The sequence below is a fragment of the Flavobacterium hibisci genome (genome assembly GCF_020026925.1).
In the GTDB taxonomy this organism is placed as follows: domain Bacteria; phylum Bacteroidota; class Bacteroidia; order Flavobacteriales; family Flavobacteriaceae; genus Flavobacterium; species Flavobacterium hibisci.
Genome location: NZ_JAIQDW010000014.1, coordinates 14,453 through 32,078, shown reverse-complemented (window position 1 = coordinate 32,078; position 17,626 = coordinate 14,453). Strand labels below are relative to the sequence as shown.

General features: G+C 32.4%; 15 protein-coding genes. 11 read left to right on the top strand and 4 right to left on the bottom strand.

Going from position 1 to position 17,626, the window contains the following annotated elements:
• The first annotated feature begins 444 nt into the window (after positions 1-444).
• From K8B81_RS14530 to K8B81_RS14520, 3 genes are all read left to right on the top strand, one after another.
• Positions 445-771: a YtxH domain-containing protein gene (locus K8B81_RS14530; protein ID WP_031453825.1), complete on the top strand. Its 327-nt coding sequence runs from the start codon at positions 445-447 to the stop codon at positions 769-771.
• A 119-nt stretch (positions 772-890) separates the two neighbouring features.
• Entirely contained in the window at positions 891-1,241 is a 351-nt protein-coding gene (locus K8B81_RS14525) for a competence protein (protein ID WP_223682301.1), read from the top strand.
• Between the two features lie 3 nt (positions 1,242-1,244).
• Positions 1,245-1,499, top strand: a complete 255-nt coding sequence (locus K8B81_RS14520) for a DUF6327 family protein (protein WP_025571417.1) — start codon at positions 1,245-1,247, stop codon at positions 1,497-1,499.
• A gap of 21 nt (positions 1,500-1,520) precedes the next feature.
• Here the strand turns inward: K8B81_RS14520 and K8B81_RS14515 are convergent, their stop codons facing one another.
• Positions 1,521-2,501: an SPFH domain-containing protein gene (locus K8B81_RS14515; protein WP_025571416.1), complete on the bottom strand. Its 981-nt coding sequence runs from the start codon at positions 2,499-2,501 to the stop codon at positions 1,521-1,523.
• Between the two features lie 132 nt (positions 2,502-2,633).
• On the bottom strand, positions 2,634-4,139 hold the full coding sequence (gene gltX / locus K8B81_RS14510; RefSeq protein ID WP_223682300.1) for a glutamate--tRNA ligase: 1,506 nt from the start codon (positions 4,137-4,139) through the stop codon (positions 2,634-2,636).
• A gap of 164 nt (positions 4,140-4,303) precedes the next feature.
• Here gltX and K8B81_RS14505 point away from each other — a divergent pair, with 164 nt between their 5' ends.
• From K8B81_RS14505 to K8B81_RS14470, 8 genes are all read left to right on the top strand, one after another.
• Positions 4,304-7,711 (top strand): coiled-coil domain-containing protein, encoded by a 3,408-nt coding sequence (locus K8B81_RS14505; protein WP_223682299.1) that lies wholly within the window; start codon positions 4,304-4,306, stop codon positions 7,709-7,711.
• Positions 7,708-8,127, top strand: coding sequence for an rRNA maturation RNase YbeY (gene ybeY, locus K8B81_RS14500; RefSeq protein WP_223682298.1), 420 nt, complete (start codon positions 7,708-7,710; stop codon positions 8,125-8,127). Before K8B81_RS14505 ends, ybeY begins: the two co-directional genes overlap by 4 nt.
• Positions 8,128-8,535: 408 nt before the next feature.
• On the top strand, positions 8,536-10,407 hold the full coding sequence (gene mnmG, locus K8B81_RS14495; RefSeq protein ID WP_223682297.1) for a tRNA uridine-5-carboxymethylaminomethyl(34) synthesis enzyme MnmG: 1,872 nt from the start codon (positions 8,536-8,538) through the stop codon (positions 10,405-10,407).
• A gap of 251 nt (positions 10,408-10,658) precedes the next feature.
• The gene (locus tag K8B81_RS14490) at positions 10,659-11,003 is read left to right on the top strand and encodes a hypothetical protein (RefSeq protein ID WP_223682296.1); all 345 of its coding nucleotides are present in this window, start codon (positions 10,659-10,661) and stop codon (positions 11,001-11,003) included.
• Between the two features lie 119 nt (positions 11,004-11,122).
• Complete coding sequence (locus K8B81_RS14485; RefSeq protein ID WP_223682385.1) at positions 11,123-11,971, top strand: class I SAM-dependent methyltransferase; 849 nt, start codon at positions 11,123-11,125, stop codon at positions 11,969-11,971.
• Positions 11,972-12,216: 245 nt separating this feature from the next.
• Complete coding sequence (locus K8B81_RS14480) at positions 12,217-12,792, top strand: OmpH family outer membrane protein (protein WP_223682295.1); 576 nt, start codon at positions 12,217-12,219, stop codon at positions 12,790-12,792.
• Positions 12,793-12,893: 101 nt separating this feature from the next.
• Entirely contained in the window at positions 12,894-15,173 is a 2,280-nt protein-coding gene (locus K8B81_RS14475; RefSeq protein WP_223682294.1) for a helix-turn-helix domain-containing protein, read from the top strand.
• A 54-nt stretch (positions 15,174-15,227) separates the two neighbouring features.
• The gene (locus K8B81_RS14470; RefSeq protein ID WP_223682293.1) at positions 15,228-15,989 is read left to right on the top strand and encodes a hypothetical protein; all 762 of its coding nucleotides are present in this window, start codon (positions 15,228-15,230) and stop codon (positions 15,987-15,989) included.
• 39 nt (positions 15,990-16,028) lie between these two features.
• Here the strand turns inward: K8B81_RS14470 and K8B81_RS14465 are convergent, their stop codons facing one another.
• Positions 16,029-16,430, bottom strand: a complete 402-nt coding sequence (locus K8B81_RS14465) for a hypothetical protein (RefSeq protein ID WP_223682292.1) — start codon at positions 16,428-16,430, stop codon at positions 16,029-16,031.
• A gap of 53 nt (positions 16,431-16,483) precedes the next feature.
• The gene (locus K8B81_RS14460) at positions 16,484-17,437 is read right to left on the bottom strand and encodes an HU domain-containing protein (protein WP_223682291.1); all 954 of its coding nucleotides are present in this window, start codon (positions 17,435-17,437) and stop codon (positions 16,484-16,486) included.
• Positions 17,438-17,626: the final 189 nt, after the last annotated feature.

Here is a 17,626-nt window from a genome sequence, read left to right as displayed (position 1 = left end):
TATGGCTGTTTTAATGCTTATAAACATTGAATTGTTGATAAAGTTGAAAAATGAGATTTCATTTTCATTTAATTCAGAATGTCATGTTCAAAAATTCTCTTTTTTAAAAATATCAATTTTATTTATTAAATAATTAAAATTTAATTTTTTACTTATTATTTATAAAAACTATTAAAAATAAAAATTATATAATTTATTTAAATTAAAATTAACCTTCATAAATTAATTTTAAGACCTCTTTTAATATCTTCCAATACATTAATCATCTTTTGATTTATTGTTTATTTTAAGGCTTAATTTTACTTTTACTATCAATTTTGCCAGTTTAACGGGTTGTTAACATTCAATTGTTTATAAAGTCAGTATTTTTATCTAAAGGTCAAATATGAAATTTCATAAATTCAGAAAAGAGTATCTTTATTAATCACTTTTAATTTTAACATTATGTCAAACAATTCAAATACGATTGCAGCAATTTTAGCCGGTGCAGCTGTAGGTGCAGCGATAGGAATTTTGTTAGCTCCTGATAAAGGTTCAAACACAAGAGCAAAAATTAAAGAAAATCTGGGAGATACTGCCAACAATTTAAAAGACTCCTTAGAAGCAAGTTCAGAAGTTTTGCGTGAAAAATTTGCAAGTGCTACAGAGAATCTTGATGGAACTTTTGATGAATTACTTTCAAATGTAAGCCATAAAACAGAAGAAGTTATTTCTTTTTTAGAATCGAAGCTAGCTGATTTAAAGACACAAAACGCTAAATATCAAAAGTAATAATCGAGGAAACACAAAGCTTACCTGATTTATAGTTGATAAAATATTTTTTTATAATATTTCATATTCAATTTGTAATCAGTTTGTTTTGTGTTTCTTTTTTAATGAAATTTAAAGTTATGGCTTTTGAAGAATTAAAAGAAAATACAGAGAGTATTCAGGAAAGTACCAAAGCTTATATTGACAGTAATTTAGCATATTATAAACTTTGGGGATTTAAGGTTGCGATGAAATCAACCACTTTAATTTTTAAATTTACTTTGATTTTATTGTGTTTTAGTATGGTTCTTATTTTTGTATCTTTTGCCGCAGCGTATGCTTTTGGTTCTTTATTTGAAAGTAATGCACTCGGATTTTTAGCAGTAGGAGGGATCTATTTTGTATTTACAATTTTACTTTTTTTCATAAAAGACAAGTTTGTTGAAGGTCCGATTTTAGAGAAATTTTCAGAAATCTTTTTTAACGATTAATTTATGGTAGTAAAAAAATACTCGTCGTATGCTGAAATTGAAAAAGATCTTGAAATTTTGAAACTCCAAAAAGAGATTAATTATCAGAAATTGGTTTTGAGTTTACAGAAAACCACGGAAAGTATAACTCCGCAAAATATTGTTGAAGGAATTTTTTCTTCGTTCAAAGATTACATTTCAAATTCTTACGGAAGCATTTTGCAATCAATTTTACCTTTTGTAATCAATTGGTTTATAAATAAAAAAAGAGGCAATTAAGCCTCTTTTTCATTTTTTAAATTATTTTGTTTCTGGTTGAATATCATCTTCATAACCAGATTGTGGCTGAATTGGTTTTGGTTTTTCGACTTTTTTATTTGTTTTTTTCATCATTTCACCAACCTGATTAGAAGCTGTAAAAGAGGCAACCATATTATTTAACATGTCACTTCCGGCTTGTGGGGAATTTGGAAGAAGGATTAAGTTTGAGTTTGCATCAGCTCCAATTGCCTGTAAAGTATCATAATGCTGCGTCACAACAATTAGGGCAGAAGCTTCCTGAGAATTGATTCCCACATTGTTCAAAACTTCAACACTTTCTACTAAACCTCTTGCAATTTCACGACGCTGATCTGCTATACCTTGTCCTTGTAAACGTTTACTTTCTGCTTCAGCTTTTGCTTTTGCAACGATTCTGATTCTTGAACTTTCAGCTTCAAATTCTGCAGCCGTTTTTTCTCTGTCCGCAGCGTTAATTCTGTTCATTGCATTTTTTACCTGAATATCTGGATCAATATCGGTAACCAAAGTGTTGATAATATCATAACCGTAAGTAGTCATTGCTTCATTCAATTCTCTTTTTACTGCAATGGCAATGTCATCTTTTCTTTCAAAAACATCATCCAGTTTTAGTTTTGGAACTTCAGCACGAACCACATCAAATACATAAGCGGTAATCTGATCGTGTGGATATTCGAGTTTGTAAAAAGCATCATATACTTTTTCCTGAATCACTTTAAATTGAACGGAAACTTTCATTTTAATAAAAACGTTGTCTCTGGTTTTAGTTTCGATGATAACATCCAACTGTTGAATTTTAAGATTTACACGCCCTGCAACTCTGTCAACAACCGGAATTTTAAGTTGTAAACCGGAATTTCTAACACTTTGAAATTTTCCAAATCTTTCGATAATTACTGACGATTGTTGTTTTACAGTAAAAAAAGAGGACATGAAAATAAAAAATGCGAATACTAATAAGATAATAAATGCTGTACCCATGGTTATATAGTTTATGTTTAATGATCGGGTAAATTACGAAAATTCTTGTGAATTAATTTTTCTAAATCATAAAAAAACGCTAAGATCATTTTGTTTGATTCTTAGCGTTCTCTATTTTGAATTTACTTTTTATTATAAAGTAGTAATTGCTTTCTGAATTCTGGAAATAGTTTCTTCTTTTCCAATGATTTCTACAATGTCAAATAGGTGGGGACCTTTAAGTGCTCCAACCAAACTTAGACGGAAAGGCTGCATCACTTTCCCCATTCCAATTTCGTTTTTCGTCAACCAGTCTTTTACGATTGCTTCGATATTGGCTGAATCAAAACCATCAATATATTCCAAAGTTGAAATCAATTCCTGCATTAAAGCCGGTGTTTCTTCTTTCCAGTTTTTGCTTGCTTTTTCATCATAAGATGTCGGCGCCTGGAAAAAGAAATCAGTTAAATCCCAAAATTCAGAAACGAAATGAGCACGTTCTTTTATAAGAGAAATAATTCTTGTAACATCAAATTTAGAAACATCAACACCTTTTTCTGTTAAAATAGGAGTGAAGTCTTTCGCTAAATCAGCATCATTTTGTTTGATAAGATATTGGTGATTGAACCATTTATTTTTCTCAGGATCAAATTTTGCTCCCGATTTATGAACTCGGTTTAAATCAAAAGACTCAACTAATTCATCCAAAGAAAATAATTCTTTATCAGTTCCGTCATTCCATCCTAAAAGTGCAAGGAAGTTTACAACCGCTTCCGGGAAAAATCCTTTCTCTCTGTATCCTGATGAAACACCTTCTTCGGTTTTCCATTCTAAAGGAAATACTGGAAATCCCATTTTATCACCATCTCTTTTTGATAATTTTCCATTTCCAATTGGTTTTAAAATCAAAGGTAAATGTGCAAATTCAGGAGCATCCCAACCAAAAGCTCTGTACAATAAAATGTGAAGGGGCATAGATGGCAACCATTCTTCACCACGAATTACATGTGAAGTTTCCATCAAATGATCATCGACAATATTGGCCAAATGGTAAGTTGGCATTCCGTCACTTTTAAATAAAACTTTATCGTCAAGAAGATTCGTTTCAAACTTTACGTCTCCACGAATGATGTCTTTTAAATGTAAAGTTTCGTCAACCGGAGTTTTAAAACGGATAACATAATGTTCTCCATTTGCAATTCTTTTGGCAACTTCATCAGCAGAAATTACCAAAGAGGTTTGTAATTTTTCACGGTTTGTATGATTGTAAATAAATGTTTTTCCTTCTGCTTCTTGTTCTTTTCTCAAAGCATCAAGCGCTTCCGGAGTATCAAAAGCATAATATGCCCAACCAGAATTAATCAGTTGATCTGCATATTTTTGGTATAATGCTGCACGATCACTTTGTCTATACGGACCAAATTTTTCATTCTTTCCAACCGTTTCTTCAGGAGCAATTCCTAACCATTCTAAAGCTTCCATGATATAATCTTCAGCTCCGGGAACAAAACGAGTCTGATCTGTATCTTCAATTCTCAGATAAAAAACGCCATTGTTTTTCTTGGCAAATAAATAATTAAATAGGGCAGTACGAACTCCGCCAATATGTAAAGGTCCTGTTGGACTTGGTGCAAAACGCACACGAACTTGCTTTGACATTTTGTATAAATTTTGATGCAAAGATACAACTCCTAAATTAGATAATTTGAAAATCATGATAATGAGATAATGCTTTGTTTTGTGGTCAATTGACTAATTGTCTAATTGATTATTATCTAATTAAAATTACTACTTTTATGGGTTATAAATTAAACAGATTCATTTTGAAAACAACGTCTTCCATATACGCAAAGCTAGAAGCTTTTATTAAAAAATATTACACGAATGAACTTATAAAAGGAATACTTCTTTTTACCGGTTTTGGACTTTTGTATTTTTTGTTTACGCTTTTTATTGAGTATTTCCTTTGGTTAAAACCTCTGGGAAGAACACTTTTATTTTTGTTATTCGTGGGAGTAGAAGTTTTCCTTTTGTTTCGTTTTATTTTATTTCCGATTTTTAAGTTATTCAAACTTCAAAAAGGAATCGATTATAATCAGGCTTCGGCAATTATCGGAAATCATTTTACAGAAGTAAGTGATAAACTGACGAACTTTTTACAGCTTTCGGCTTCTGAGAATTCAGCAGAAAGTTCAGAATTAATGTTGGCTTCGATAGAACAAAAAGCAAATTCACTGCAACCAATTCCATTTGGAAACGCAATCAATTTTAATGCAAATAGAAAATATTTGCCATTAGCATTAATTCCAATTTTGCTTTTCGCCGTTTTTTATATTTCAGGAAACAGCAATATTATTTCTCAAAGTTTAAATAGAGTAGTACATTTCAATGCTACGTTTTTACCTCCGGCACCATTCAAATTTGTGGTCCTAAATTCAAATTTACAAACAGAACAGAACAAAGATTTTATTGTAAAAATGGAATCGATAGGAAACGTTGTTCCCGAAAATGTCATGATCCATATTGGTGATGAAAGTTATTTTATGGAATCTTCTCAGCCAGGAAAGTTCGAATTTAAGATTGAAAAACCGGTTGAAAATGTTTCTTTTTCTTTTGAAGGAAATTCAGTTTCATCTGAAGAATACGAATTAAAAGTAATCACGGTTCCATCAATTGCCAACTTCGAAATGGTTTTGAATTTTCCTTCTTACCTAAAAAAGAAATCAGAAACGATTCAGGGAACTGGAAATGCAATCGTTCCGGAAGGTACTTTAGTGACCTGGAAAATGAATACACAATCAACTCAGGAGATTGTTTGGAAGGATGAAAACGCAACTTTAAAGTTTAATAAAGCCGAAAATGAGTTTAAATTGAGTAAAAATATTGCTCAAAATACAGAATATCAAATTCTTACTTCTAATAATAAGGTTAAAAACTACGAGAAATTAGATTATCAGCTGTCTGTTATCAAAGATCAGCACCCAACAATCATTGTTTCGCCTGCACCAGATAGTTTAAAACTGGATAAGAATTATGTCTTAGGAAGATTAGGAGACGACTACGGATTATCAAAATTACAAGTTGTTTTCTATGAGCGTAACAAACCACAAACTGCAAAGCGTGGAACTATTCCAGTAAAGCAAGCTGTGTTTGATCAGTTCGTTTTTTCTTTCCCAAGTAATTTACCGGTAGAAGAAGGAGTGTCTTATGAATACTATTTTGAAGTTTTTGACAACGATGCACCACATGGTTTTAAGAGTACAAAGTCTTCTGTTTTTTCAGACAGAGTTGCTACTACAGATGAAGTTCATGATCTGGAATTGCAACAGCAAAACCAAAACATAAATGGTTTATCTAAATCATTAAAAAACCAAACTAAACAGATTTCTGAAATGGATAAGATCCAAAACACAGGAAAAGAAAAAGATAATTTAGAGTTTAAAGACCAGCAAAAGATTAATGATTTTATCAAGCGTCAGAAACAACAAGACGAAATGATGAAACAGTTTGCTGAGAAAATGAACAAAAATTTAGATAAATTCAAAGATGATAAAAAGGATAAAACAGCAGAAGATTTACAAAAGCGTTTAGAGAATGCCGATAAAGATTTAGAGAAAAATCAGAAATTATTAGATGAACTGAAGAACCTAAACGATAAATTAAACAGTGAAGAGTTGTTTGATAAAATGGAAAAGTTCAAACAAATTAGTAAAAACCAATCCAGAAATTTAGAACAATTAGTTGAATTGACCAAGCGTTTTTATGTAGAAAAGAAAGCTGGGCAAGTTGCAGAGAAATTAAATAAACTGGCAGAAAAGCAAGAAGAGCTTTCAAATAAAGAAAAAGAAAATACACACGACAAGCAGGAAGATATCAATAAGGCTTTTGATAAAATTCAGGAAGATTTAAAAGACTTAAAAAAGGAAAACGAAACCTTAAAGAAGCCAATGGATATTCCATCTGATGCTTCTAAAGAAAAAGATTTGAAAGATGATTTGCAAAAAGCATCTGATGAATTGAACAAAAAGAATACTTCTTCGGCAAAGCAAAAACAGAAAAGTGCTTCTAAGAAAATGAAGAGTATGGCGCAACAAATGGATTCGAGTATGGGAGGTGGAGAGCAGGAACAATTAGAAGAAGACGTTGCAATGCTTCGTCAGATTCTGGATAATCTTCTGGCTTATTCATTATCTCAGGAAAATGTAATGAAACAATTTAAATCTATGAAATTGGGTTCTTCTATATATACGAAGAATATAAAAGTACAGCAGAATCTAAAACAACAGTTCAAACATGTCGATGATAGTTTGTTTGCTTTGTCTTTAAGAAATCCAAAAGTAGCAGAAGATGTAACAAAGGAAATTGGAAACGTACAATATAATGTAGATAAAGCTATTGAATCTTTGACAGACGTTCAGGTTCCAAAAGGAGTATCTCACCAACAATATGCTGTTTCATCTGCAAATAAATTAGCTGACTTTTTGAGTGATTTATTAAACAACATGCAGATGTCTATGTCAAAACCGGGAGCAGGAAAACCAAAACCAGGACAGGGGCAAGGACAAGGAATGCAATTGCCGGATATTATTCAAAAGCAAAAAGGTCTTGCAGATAAAATGAAAGACGGAATGAAGCAAGGTGAGAAACCCGGAGAAAAACCTGGACAAGGTCAAGGTCAAAAACAAGGACAAGGACAAAGTGGTCAGGGTAAAGATGGACAAGGAAAAGAAGGTCAGGGCAAAGGTGGTGATAAAGTTGCTTCTGGAAAAGATGGTAAAAACGGAAAAGGAGAGAAGGATAATAAAGACGGTGATGATAGCGAAGGCGATGCAGAAAAGATAATGGAGATTTACAAAGAGCAGGTAAAACTTCGTGAAGAGTTGCAAAAAGAGTTAGCTAGAAAAGGATTAGATTCTCAGGGAAGATCTGTTATTGAACAAATGAAACAATCTGAAAAGCAACTTTTGAATAAAGGATTTAAGAATGAGAACCTGCAAAGAATATTAAATATTCAACAAGAATTATTAAAATTAAATAATGCAGTTCAGCAACAAGGTCAGGATACGAAGCGTCAATCTGAAACAAACAAGGCTGAATTCACAAATAGAACTAATGCGTTACCAAGCTCATTATTGGATTATTTAAATAGTGTAGAGATTTTAAATAGACAATCGCTACCTTTGCGCTCAAATTTTAACCAAAAGGTTCAAGAATATTTTAATACCAAATGATTAATTTTAATTACGAAACAGATTTTAATTTAGAAAACGAAGAAGCCTTTACTGATTGGTTGAGCGCTGTAATTGTTTCTGAAAAGAAAAACGAAGGTGAGATAAATTACATTTTTTGTGATGATGAATATCTTCATAAGATCAATGTTGAATATCTGGATCACGATACATTAACAGATATCATCAGTTTTGATTATACAGTTGGAAACGAATTAAACGGAGATATTTTTGTTTCTGTTGAAAGAGTAGAAGACAATGCAAAGGATTTCAATGTTTCCTTTGATGAAGAATTAAAACGAGTTTTAGCTCACGGTATATTACATTATTGCGGATATAAAGATAAAACAGATAAGGATGCAGAGTTAATGCGTTCCAAAGAAGATGAAAAAATAGCGATGTTCCACGTGAAACTTTAACTTAAATATCTCTTTTTAAAGTTTAGAATTATATGTTCCACGTGAAACATTGTTCTAAATTTTACATCAACAACTAAACGTTCCATGTGGAACGTTTTTTAAGTTTTAGTTTTTTATTGAATTCGTTTCACGTGAAACATGTAAATCTTTGTTTTAAGTTTAATATTTAATTAATTTGTTGTTCCACGTGAAACAGTTTTAATTAGAAGTTAGTAAATCAGAAAGTAATAAAAATGTTTCACGTGGAACATATATCAGGTTTACTGAAAAGAGGAAACATGAATAATGGATATAAAATGTATGTTTCACGTGGAACATAGTTCAGGGTAAATTTGAAACCTGAAACAAAATAAAGAATGTTAATTCTGAGAACTGACTTAACCGGTTTCCAGAGAATAATAAAACAAAATGTTTTTAGAAGAATACGACGTTATTGTGGTCGGTGCTGGCCATGCAGGATCTGAAGCTGCAGCTGCGGCTGCAAATTTGGGGTCAAAAACTTTATTGGTTACAATGAGTTTGCAGAATATTGCACAGATGTCTTGCAACCCAGCGATGGGAGGAATTGCAAAAGGACAGATCGTTCGTGAGATTGATGCGCTTGGAGGTTACTCCGGAATTGTTTCAGACAGAACGGCAATTCAGTTTAAGATGTTGAATAAATCGAAAGGACCAGCAATGTGGTCGCCAAGAGTTCAAAGTGATCGAATGCGTTTTGCTGAAGAATGGAGAATGATGTTGGAGGGAACTCCAAATTTGGATTTCTACCAGGAGATGGTAAAAGGTCTGATTATCGATAACGGAAAGATAAAAGGAATCAGAACTTCCCTTGGAGTTGAGATTCGTTCGAAATCTGTTGTCCTGACAAACGGAACTTTTTTGAACGGATTGATTCATATTGGAGACAAACAATTCGGTGGAGGAAGAGCGGGCGAAAGTGCCGCTTTCGGAATTACCGAAGATTTGGTTGCAGTAGGTTTTGAATCTGGAAGAATGAAAACAGGGACGCCGCCGAGAGTCGATGGACGTTCTTTGGATTATTCTAAAATGAACGAAGAAAAAGGAGATGCGAAACCAGATAAGTTTTCGTATTCTGATTTGACCGTTCCATTGACTGAACAAAGATCTTGTCATATGACGTATACATCTTTGGATGTTCACGATATTTTGAGATCAGGTTTTGATCGCTCGCCAATGTTCAACGGAAGAATAAAAAGTATCGGTCCGAGATATTGTCCTTCTATAGAAGATAAGATAAATCGTTTTGCAGATAAAGAAAGGCATCAATTGTTTGTTGAACCGGAAGGATGGAAAACTTGTGAGGTTTACGTAAACGGATTTTCAACTTCACTTCCGGAGGATATTCAATTTAAAGCATTGCGTTCTGTTGCCGGTTTTGAGAATGTGAAATTCCTTCGTCCGGGTTACGCAATTGAATATGATTATTTCCCGCCAACACAATTGAAACATACTTTGGAAACGAAGCTAGTTGAAGGATTATATTTTGCCGGACAAATAAATGGAACAACAGGATATGAAGAAGCAGCTTCGCAAGGTTTGATGGCCGGAATAAATGCGCATTTAAAAGTGCATGAAAAAGCTCCATTAATTCTAAAACGTGATGAAGCCTATATCGGAGTTTTGATTGACGACTTAATTACGAAAGGAACAGAAGAACCTTATCGGATGTTTACATCAAGAGCAGAATACAGAACATTGTTGCGACAAGATAATGCCGATTTCAGATTGACACCAATGTCACACGAAATTGGTTTGGCTTCTGAAGATAGAATGCGAAGAATGGAATACAAATTGAACGAATCTGAAAAGATGGTTTCATTCTTTAGAGAAACGAGTGTAACGGTTGCAGAAACAAATCCAATTTTGGAAGCGAAAGAATCGGCACCAATTTCTCAAGGCGATAAAATGTTCAAAGTTTTTTCTCGTCCGCAGATTGATTTAGAAGATATGCTGAAATTTGAAAAAGTAGCAGCTTATGTCGAAGAAAATAAATTAGACAAAGAAGTTTTAGAGCAAGCCGAAATTCAGGTTAAATATTCTGGCTATATCGAAAAGGAAAGAAACAACGCTGATAAACTTACTCGTTTAGAAGAAGTGAAAATTCCGGATAATTTTGATTATCATAAAATCAAATCTATGTCGATCGAAGCGAAACAAAAATTAAGTAAAATTCGTCCGATTACAATTTCTCAGGCATCAAGAATCAGCGGAGTTTCTCCGAGTGATATTTCAGTGCTTTTGATTTATATGGGAAGATAAAATAAATGTTTCAAGTTTCAGATTTCAAGTTTTGTTGGAATCTGAAACTTGTTTTATTTGTTTCTCGTTCCATGTGAAACTTGAAAGCTGAAACAAAGAAAACCTGAAACAACTTTAAATTTGTTCCACGTGAAACACTGAATTTAATTTTAATTAAAATTATTAGCAAAGAGATTTTATCTGATGAAGAAAAAGAAGTTTCGAGAGAACTCTGGAACGAGGAATATCCGACACTATTAAATTGCAAAACGATGCAGGATTTTGAATTGTACTTAAACGGTCTTTCAAATACAAAACATTATTTGCTGTTTGATGCGTTAGATAAAATTAGCGGCTGGGCATTTACTTTTTTGAGAGAAGATGAAAATTGGTTTGCTATAATTTTGAATCATCAAATTCAAGGAAAAGGAAATGGTTTGTTTTTGATGAATGAATTAAAAAAGAATGATACAAGTTTAAATGGCTGGGTTGTGGATCATGAAAATGAAGTAAAACAAAACGCAGCACATTATAGATCTCCAATGCCATTTTATATTAAAAATGATTTTACAATTTTGACAGAAATCAGAATTGAAAATGAAAAATGTCGGGAGTAAAAAATTAATTGGAAGCGCTGAATTCAAAATATAAATATTAAAAAAGAGAAACCCTAAAAGTGAAAATTCCACTTTTAGGGTTTACTATGAAATTAAACCAAAATACCTATAATTTAAAAATGGACGTTTTAAACAAAAAACATTTTCTGACTGTAAAAGACCATTCAGTTTCAAAAGAAATTTTCGATTTATATTATGATGAAAATCTGGATATGCTGATTACATCTCCGCAGCCGGATTTAGAAAATTTAGGAAGATATTACGAAAGTGAAGATTACATTTCGCATACAGATAATAAACGTTCTGTTTTTGAAAAAGCATATCATTTTGTAAAAAGTATCGCTTTAAAAAATAAACTGAATTTGATCAATTCCGAACAATCTCAGAAAGGAAAAATTTTAGACATTGGAGCCGGAACAGGAGATTTTTTATTGACGGCAAAAAATGACGGTTGGGAAACTTTTGGAATTGAACCAAGCGACCGAGCAAAAAATATTGCAAAGCAAAAAGGAATTTCATTTGTTGAAGAAACCAGCGAACTTGAAAATAATTCTTTTGATGTAATTACAATGTGGCACGTTTTGGAACACGTTCCAGATTTAGAATTACAAATCCAAGAACTGAAGCGATTATTGAAGCCAACTGGAACATTAATTGTTGCGGTTCCAAATTTCAAATCGTACGATGCAAAACATTACGGAGAATTTTGGGCAGCTTTTGATGTACCAATTCATTTTTGGCATTTCTCTAAAAAAGCTATAAAATCACTTTTCGAAAAAGTCGATATCAAATTAGAAAAAGTACTTCCAATGAAATTTGATTCTTTTTATGTGAGTTTACTTTCTGAAAAATATAAAACAGGAAAAATGAATTTTATTAAAGCATTTTTTGTGGGTTTGCGATCAAATTTAAAAGCATTAAGTACAAAAGAGTATTCATCGCACATTTATGTCTTAAAAAACACCTAAAACGCATTTTAAGCTTATTTAAGCCGATATTTCGGCTTAACCGAGGATAAATATCGGCTTTTTTTTGAAATCACCTCTAAATCGATCTATTAAAGCCGGTTTTAATAATGTTTCTTTATAGTTGATTTTTTTCTGATAAATAAAATTAATATCATAAAAATTGTCCAATTTTTAAACTTTCTGTCGATGCTATTTATTTTTTTATATTTTTGTCATCCATACATTAAAAAATAGAAATTCATAAAATGAAAAAAGCATTAGTAATTATCGCACTTTCGGTTTTCGTTGTTTCATGTAACAAAACAGCTGAAGTAAAGGAAGTAAAAACAGCTTACGTAGATACTTCGGTTTTGATGAAAGAGTATACTGAAGCAAAAGACCTTGAAGCAAAATACAAAGCCCAATCAGAAGAAAAAGGAAGACAACTGCAAGCTGAGATAAATCGTTTCAAACAAGATGCTGCTAATTTTCAAAGTCAGGCACAGGCAAATGGTCAGGCCTGGGCACAACAAAGAGGTGCTGAATTACAAAAAAGAGAACAACAATTGGGTTATGCTCAACAACAATTAGCGCAGCAATTACAGCAAGAAAGCGGAGTTGAAATGGATTCTCTTGTTAGTGGTGTGAAAAAATTCATCAAAGATTACGGTAAGAAAAACGGATATTCCTATATCTACGGTACAGGTGATGCTGCAACTGTATTATATGCAGAAGATAAATACGACATTACAAAAGAAATTATTAAAGCTTTGAACGATAAGTACAAAGCTGAGCCAAAAGCAGATAACAAAGCTGCAACGAAAGAAGAGGCTAAGAAATAATAACCAAAATAACTAACTATTCTAAAACCTAAATCTAGCAACAGATTTAGGTTTTTTTATTTTATAAAAATGCGATACTTTTAGTGTTTAATATACGCCCAATGCAAAACGTCTCAGAAGCAGCTGCTTACACTTTACAATTCATCAATCAAACGCAGAAATCTATATTCCTGACGGGTAAAGCCGGAACAGGCAAGACCACGCTTTTACGCGAAATTATTGCCACTACGCATAAAAATACAGTGGTTGTAGCCCCTACAGGAATCGCCGCTTTAAATGCTGGCGGAGTAACGATTCACTCAATGTTTCAACTGCCATTTTCGGCTTTTATTCCGTCATATGAAGACAATTCACAGTTTACAGAAGCGGTTAAATTTGAAAATAAGGAAACTTTACGCAGGCATTTCAAAATGAATAATGTAAAACGTAATGTGATCCGTAATATGGAATTGCTGATTATTGATGAAGTAAGTATGTTACGTGCTGATTTACTGGATGCTATAGATTTTATGATGCAGACAGTACGTAAAAACACGCAGGCTTTTGGAGGTGTTCAGGTGCTTTGTATTGGAGATTTATTGCAATTACCGCCAGTCATTCGGGATGAAGAATGGCGAACATTACGGAATTATTACAAAGGAAAATTCTTTTTTCATTCACATGTAATTCAGCAAAATCCACCACTTTATATAGAATTATCTAAGATTTACCGACAGACTGATGATTCTTTTATCTCCGTTTTAAATAATCTTCGAAACAATCAGATTACGCCTGAGGATATTCAGATTTTAAACGAATATGTCAAACCTGATTTTGATTTGAAAAGTAATCCCGGTTATATTACGCTCACAACTCACAATGCAAAGGCTGATTCGATCAACGAACAGGCAATTGGAGATTTGGCAGGGAATGAGTTTAGTTATCAGCCTTTTATAGTTGGCGATTTTCCCGAAAAGATTTTTCCGGTTGAAGAAAATCTGAAATTGAAGGTAGGAGCACAGGTAATGTTTGTCAAAAACGATTTATCTTTTGATAAAAGATATTTTAACGGAAAGATGGGTGTTGTAAAATCACTTTCGGCAGAAGAAATTTTTGTGTATTTTCCGGAAGAGAATAAAACAATTGAGGTTGAAAAATACGAATGGAAAAACATTCGTTACAAAATAAATGAGCTTACAAAAGAGATAGAAGAGGAGGTTTTAGGGACTTTTGCGCATTACCCGCTAAAATTAGCCTGGGCGATTACAGTACATAAAAGTCAGGGACTAACTTTTGAGAAAGCTGCGCTTGATGTATCGCAAGTTTTTTTGCCCGGACAGGCATATGTTGCATTGTCACGTTTAACGTCTTTAAAAGGGCTTATTTTGCTTTCCCCGCTTCAAATGAATGGTATTTCAAACGATCAGGATGTAATGGATTATGCTTTGAATAAAGCAACTGAAGATATTTTAGAAAAACAATTGCACTTCGAAACCAAGAATTTCATTCATAACTATTTGATTAACAGTTTTAACTGGTCCGATTTAGCTCAGGAATGGCGTAATCACAGATTTAGTTATAACGAAAATGCTGCTAATTCCGAAAAATCAAAACATTCCGTCTGGGCTCATAAGCGTCTTGAAACAATTGAATTACTCATTAACCCTTCGCAAAAATTTGTGCAGCAGCTCAATAAAATTTTTAGTAAAGAAACCGTTGATTTATTTTTTGTTCAGGAAAGGGTAGTGGCGGCTTATGATTATTTTTTTAAACCAATGGATAAATTGGTTATAGATCTTCTTCAGAAAATGGCTGAAATCCAGAAATTCAAAAAAGTAAAAGAATTTTATGAAGAATTAGCCTTATTGGATGATCTGCAGACAAAGGCTGTTTTACGCTTAATGAAGGCTAAATTATTGATCGAAATAGTTGTTTCGGGAGAAACCATCTGCAGAGAAAAATTAACGTCTATAGCCATTAAAAATTACAAATCAGATAAGATTTCGAAAATACGTGAGGAGTTTCAAATGAGTAATACTGATATTTTCAAACTTGATGAGCCAGTTATACGCTACACGGCAAAAAAATTAGATAAAAATGACCCAAAAACAGTTAAGAAAACTACTATAGAAGAAACATACGACTTGTGGATGGAGAAAAATTCGGTTCAGGATATTGCCCGAATGCGTAAGCTTACTGTACAAACTATTGAAATGCATTTGATTAAATTGATTCAGGCAAAAAAAATCGAAATCTCGGATGTTCTACCGTATGATAAGATACTGGCACTGCGTGATGCTTTCGAATTTTATCAGGAGGAATCCCTAAACGGATTAAAAGAAAAACACGGTGATGAATTTACCTGGGATGAGTTAAAAATGTTCAAAGCAAGTATAAATTAAGTATCTTTAAGTTCAATGTTTCACGTAAAACACAGATTAATTAATTTATAAAAAATGAAATTTAAAATCATAATTCTATTTTTCCTTGGCGTATTCTCAAATTTAGCTTTAGGCCAGGAGTTAAAACCTGAATATCAGAAGTTCATAATTACGTTCATCAACAATGTAAAAAATGATAAAAAAGTGGCCGTCGCTGATATAATTCCGTATCCTTTCAAAAGGGAATATCCAATACTACCAATCAAAAACAAAACTGAATTCATAAAGCGATACGATGAGATTTTTGATGATGTCCTGAAGAATGAAATCATAAAATCCAATCCTGCGAAAGACTGGTCAGAAATGGGCTGGAGAGGTATTATGCTCAATCAGGGCACAGTATGGTTTGATACAGACGGGCGCCTCATTTCGATAAATTACCAGTCAAAATTCGAAAAGGATTTGAAAAGCAAAATAATTGCTAAAGAGAAAACAAAATTACATTCTTCAATAGCAAAGTTTAAAGCACCTGAATGTGTATTAGAAACCAGCAAATTCCGGATTAGAATAGATGATTTAGGAAATAACAATTACCGTTATGCATCCTGGTCGATAAAAAAGGGAATGAATGAAGTACCCGATCTGGTAATTACAAAAGGAAAGTTGATTTTAGACGGAAATGGAGGAAACCATCGATTCGAATTTAAAAAAGGACAATATACATACGAATGTTCTATAACTCCTTTAAGGGAAAAAGAAGTATCACCGGCAAGCTTAACCATTTATCAGAATAAAAAAGTAATTCTTTCTCAGGATGCAGAAATTGTTCCACGTTAAACAAAAAATCCTATTCGCTCAGAATAGGATTTTTTTGTATTAAAAAGACGATCTAATTTGGTCTAATTCTTTTTTCTGTTGTAATAATTTGAGCTCCAGTTTATCTATTTCAAGCTTTTGTTTGGTTGATTTTATTTTTAGTTTCTGAATTTCTTCTTCAGAATTTTTGCTGGATTCAATTTGACTTTCCGTTTTTTGATTCGCAGTTTTTTGTTTTTCTATTTTCTTTTGTGTTTTCTTAATAGATTTTTCTGCGCTTTTAACCTCCCGCTGATGCTTGTCAATTTTTTTCTGCTCTTTATCTACTTTATTTTGATATTCTTTAGTTTTTTTAGCCTCCTGAATCGCTTTTTCTGATTGAACAGGTGTTTGCTGTGCATAAAAGCCTTGTGAGGTTAAAAAAAGGCATACAATTAAAAATACTTGAATGGTAAATTTCATAATCTTTTTATTTCTAAAGTAAATAACAAAAAAATGTACTTTTATGTCTGGCTTTATAAATTTTCGATTAAAATCCAGGCATCCGGATTTTCAGCCTTTTGTATTTCTTTTTGTGCTTTTTCAGCTTCAGCCATAGTCGCGTAACTTCCATACAAAACAGGAAATAATCCGTGTTTGTTTTCACCAAGCATTCTGGCATCATAGCCATTTTTTATTAGTTGATTATATGCTTTTTTAGCATTTTGTTCACTTCTAAAAGCACCCGCAATAATATGATATGGCATTGTCTTTTCAACAGTTTCTGTTTTTGAAGTATCTACAGACAGCGTTACTGCCGGTAAAGGATTCTGAATCATGAAGGTAGCTTCCTGAATTTTGTTCTGTACCTTTTTTTGTACAGTACTTTCAACAACAAGCGTTTGTGTTGCAATTTCTTGCTGATAGAGTGGATATCCAATGCTTCCTGTGATTCCAAGACCTAAAACAAATATTGCAGCATATTTTAAATACGAATTTGAAGATTTTCTTTCTTCGTCATATGCAGGTTCTTTCTCCTCAATTCTTTGAATTTCTTTTTCGAAATTTTCTCTTTTTACCAAAGGCGAAACAAAAGGACTTAATCCAAATGAAGTTGTTAAATAATTGTTTTGTTGGTTTGGACTGAAAACTAAATTGTTATCACTGTTTAAACGAATTTCACCAATATTTTTTAAATATAAAATTCCATCTTCTTCTAAAGCCTTTTTCCAATTTAAAATTTCAAAAGCAATCGCACTAACAGCAAAACCATACGATGTTTTTTCTGCATTAGCTATATGATTTGCCAACAAGCCGTCATTGTTTTTAATTTGACTGTTGAAAGAGACCATTTTCTTAGGTGGAAAAAACGAATTTGTGCTTTCATTGAGCTGTGCGGGCTGCATTTCTGTTAAGAATGCACCAAATCCTGGAACCGTTACGCATTGATAACGATATAATAACTGCGAGATGTAAGTTTCGATTTTCATAGTAACAAAGTTATGCATCCAATATAGTTATCAAAAATTTATTCACAATTTTTATTAACAATCTGCATGTTTTGATATGTATTTATTTTTTAGCCGGTTACATTATTTTTCATTTTGTGATTAATTATTTTTGACTTTCAAAAGTTTATTTTTTGAAAGAATTTACTTCTATTTATTATATTTGCCAAA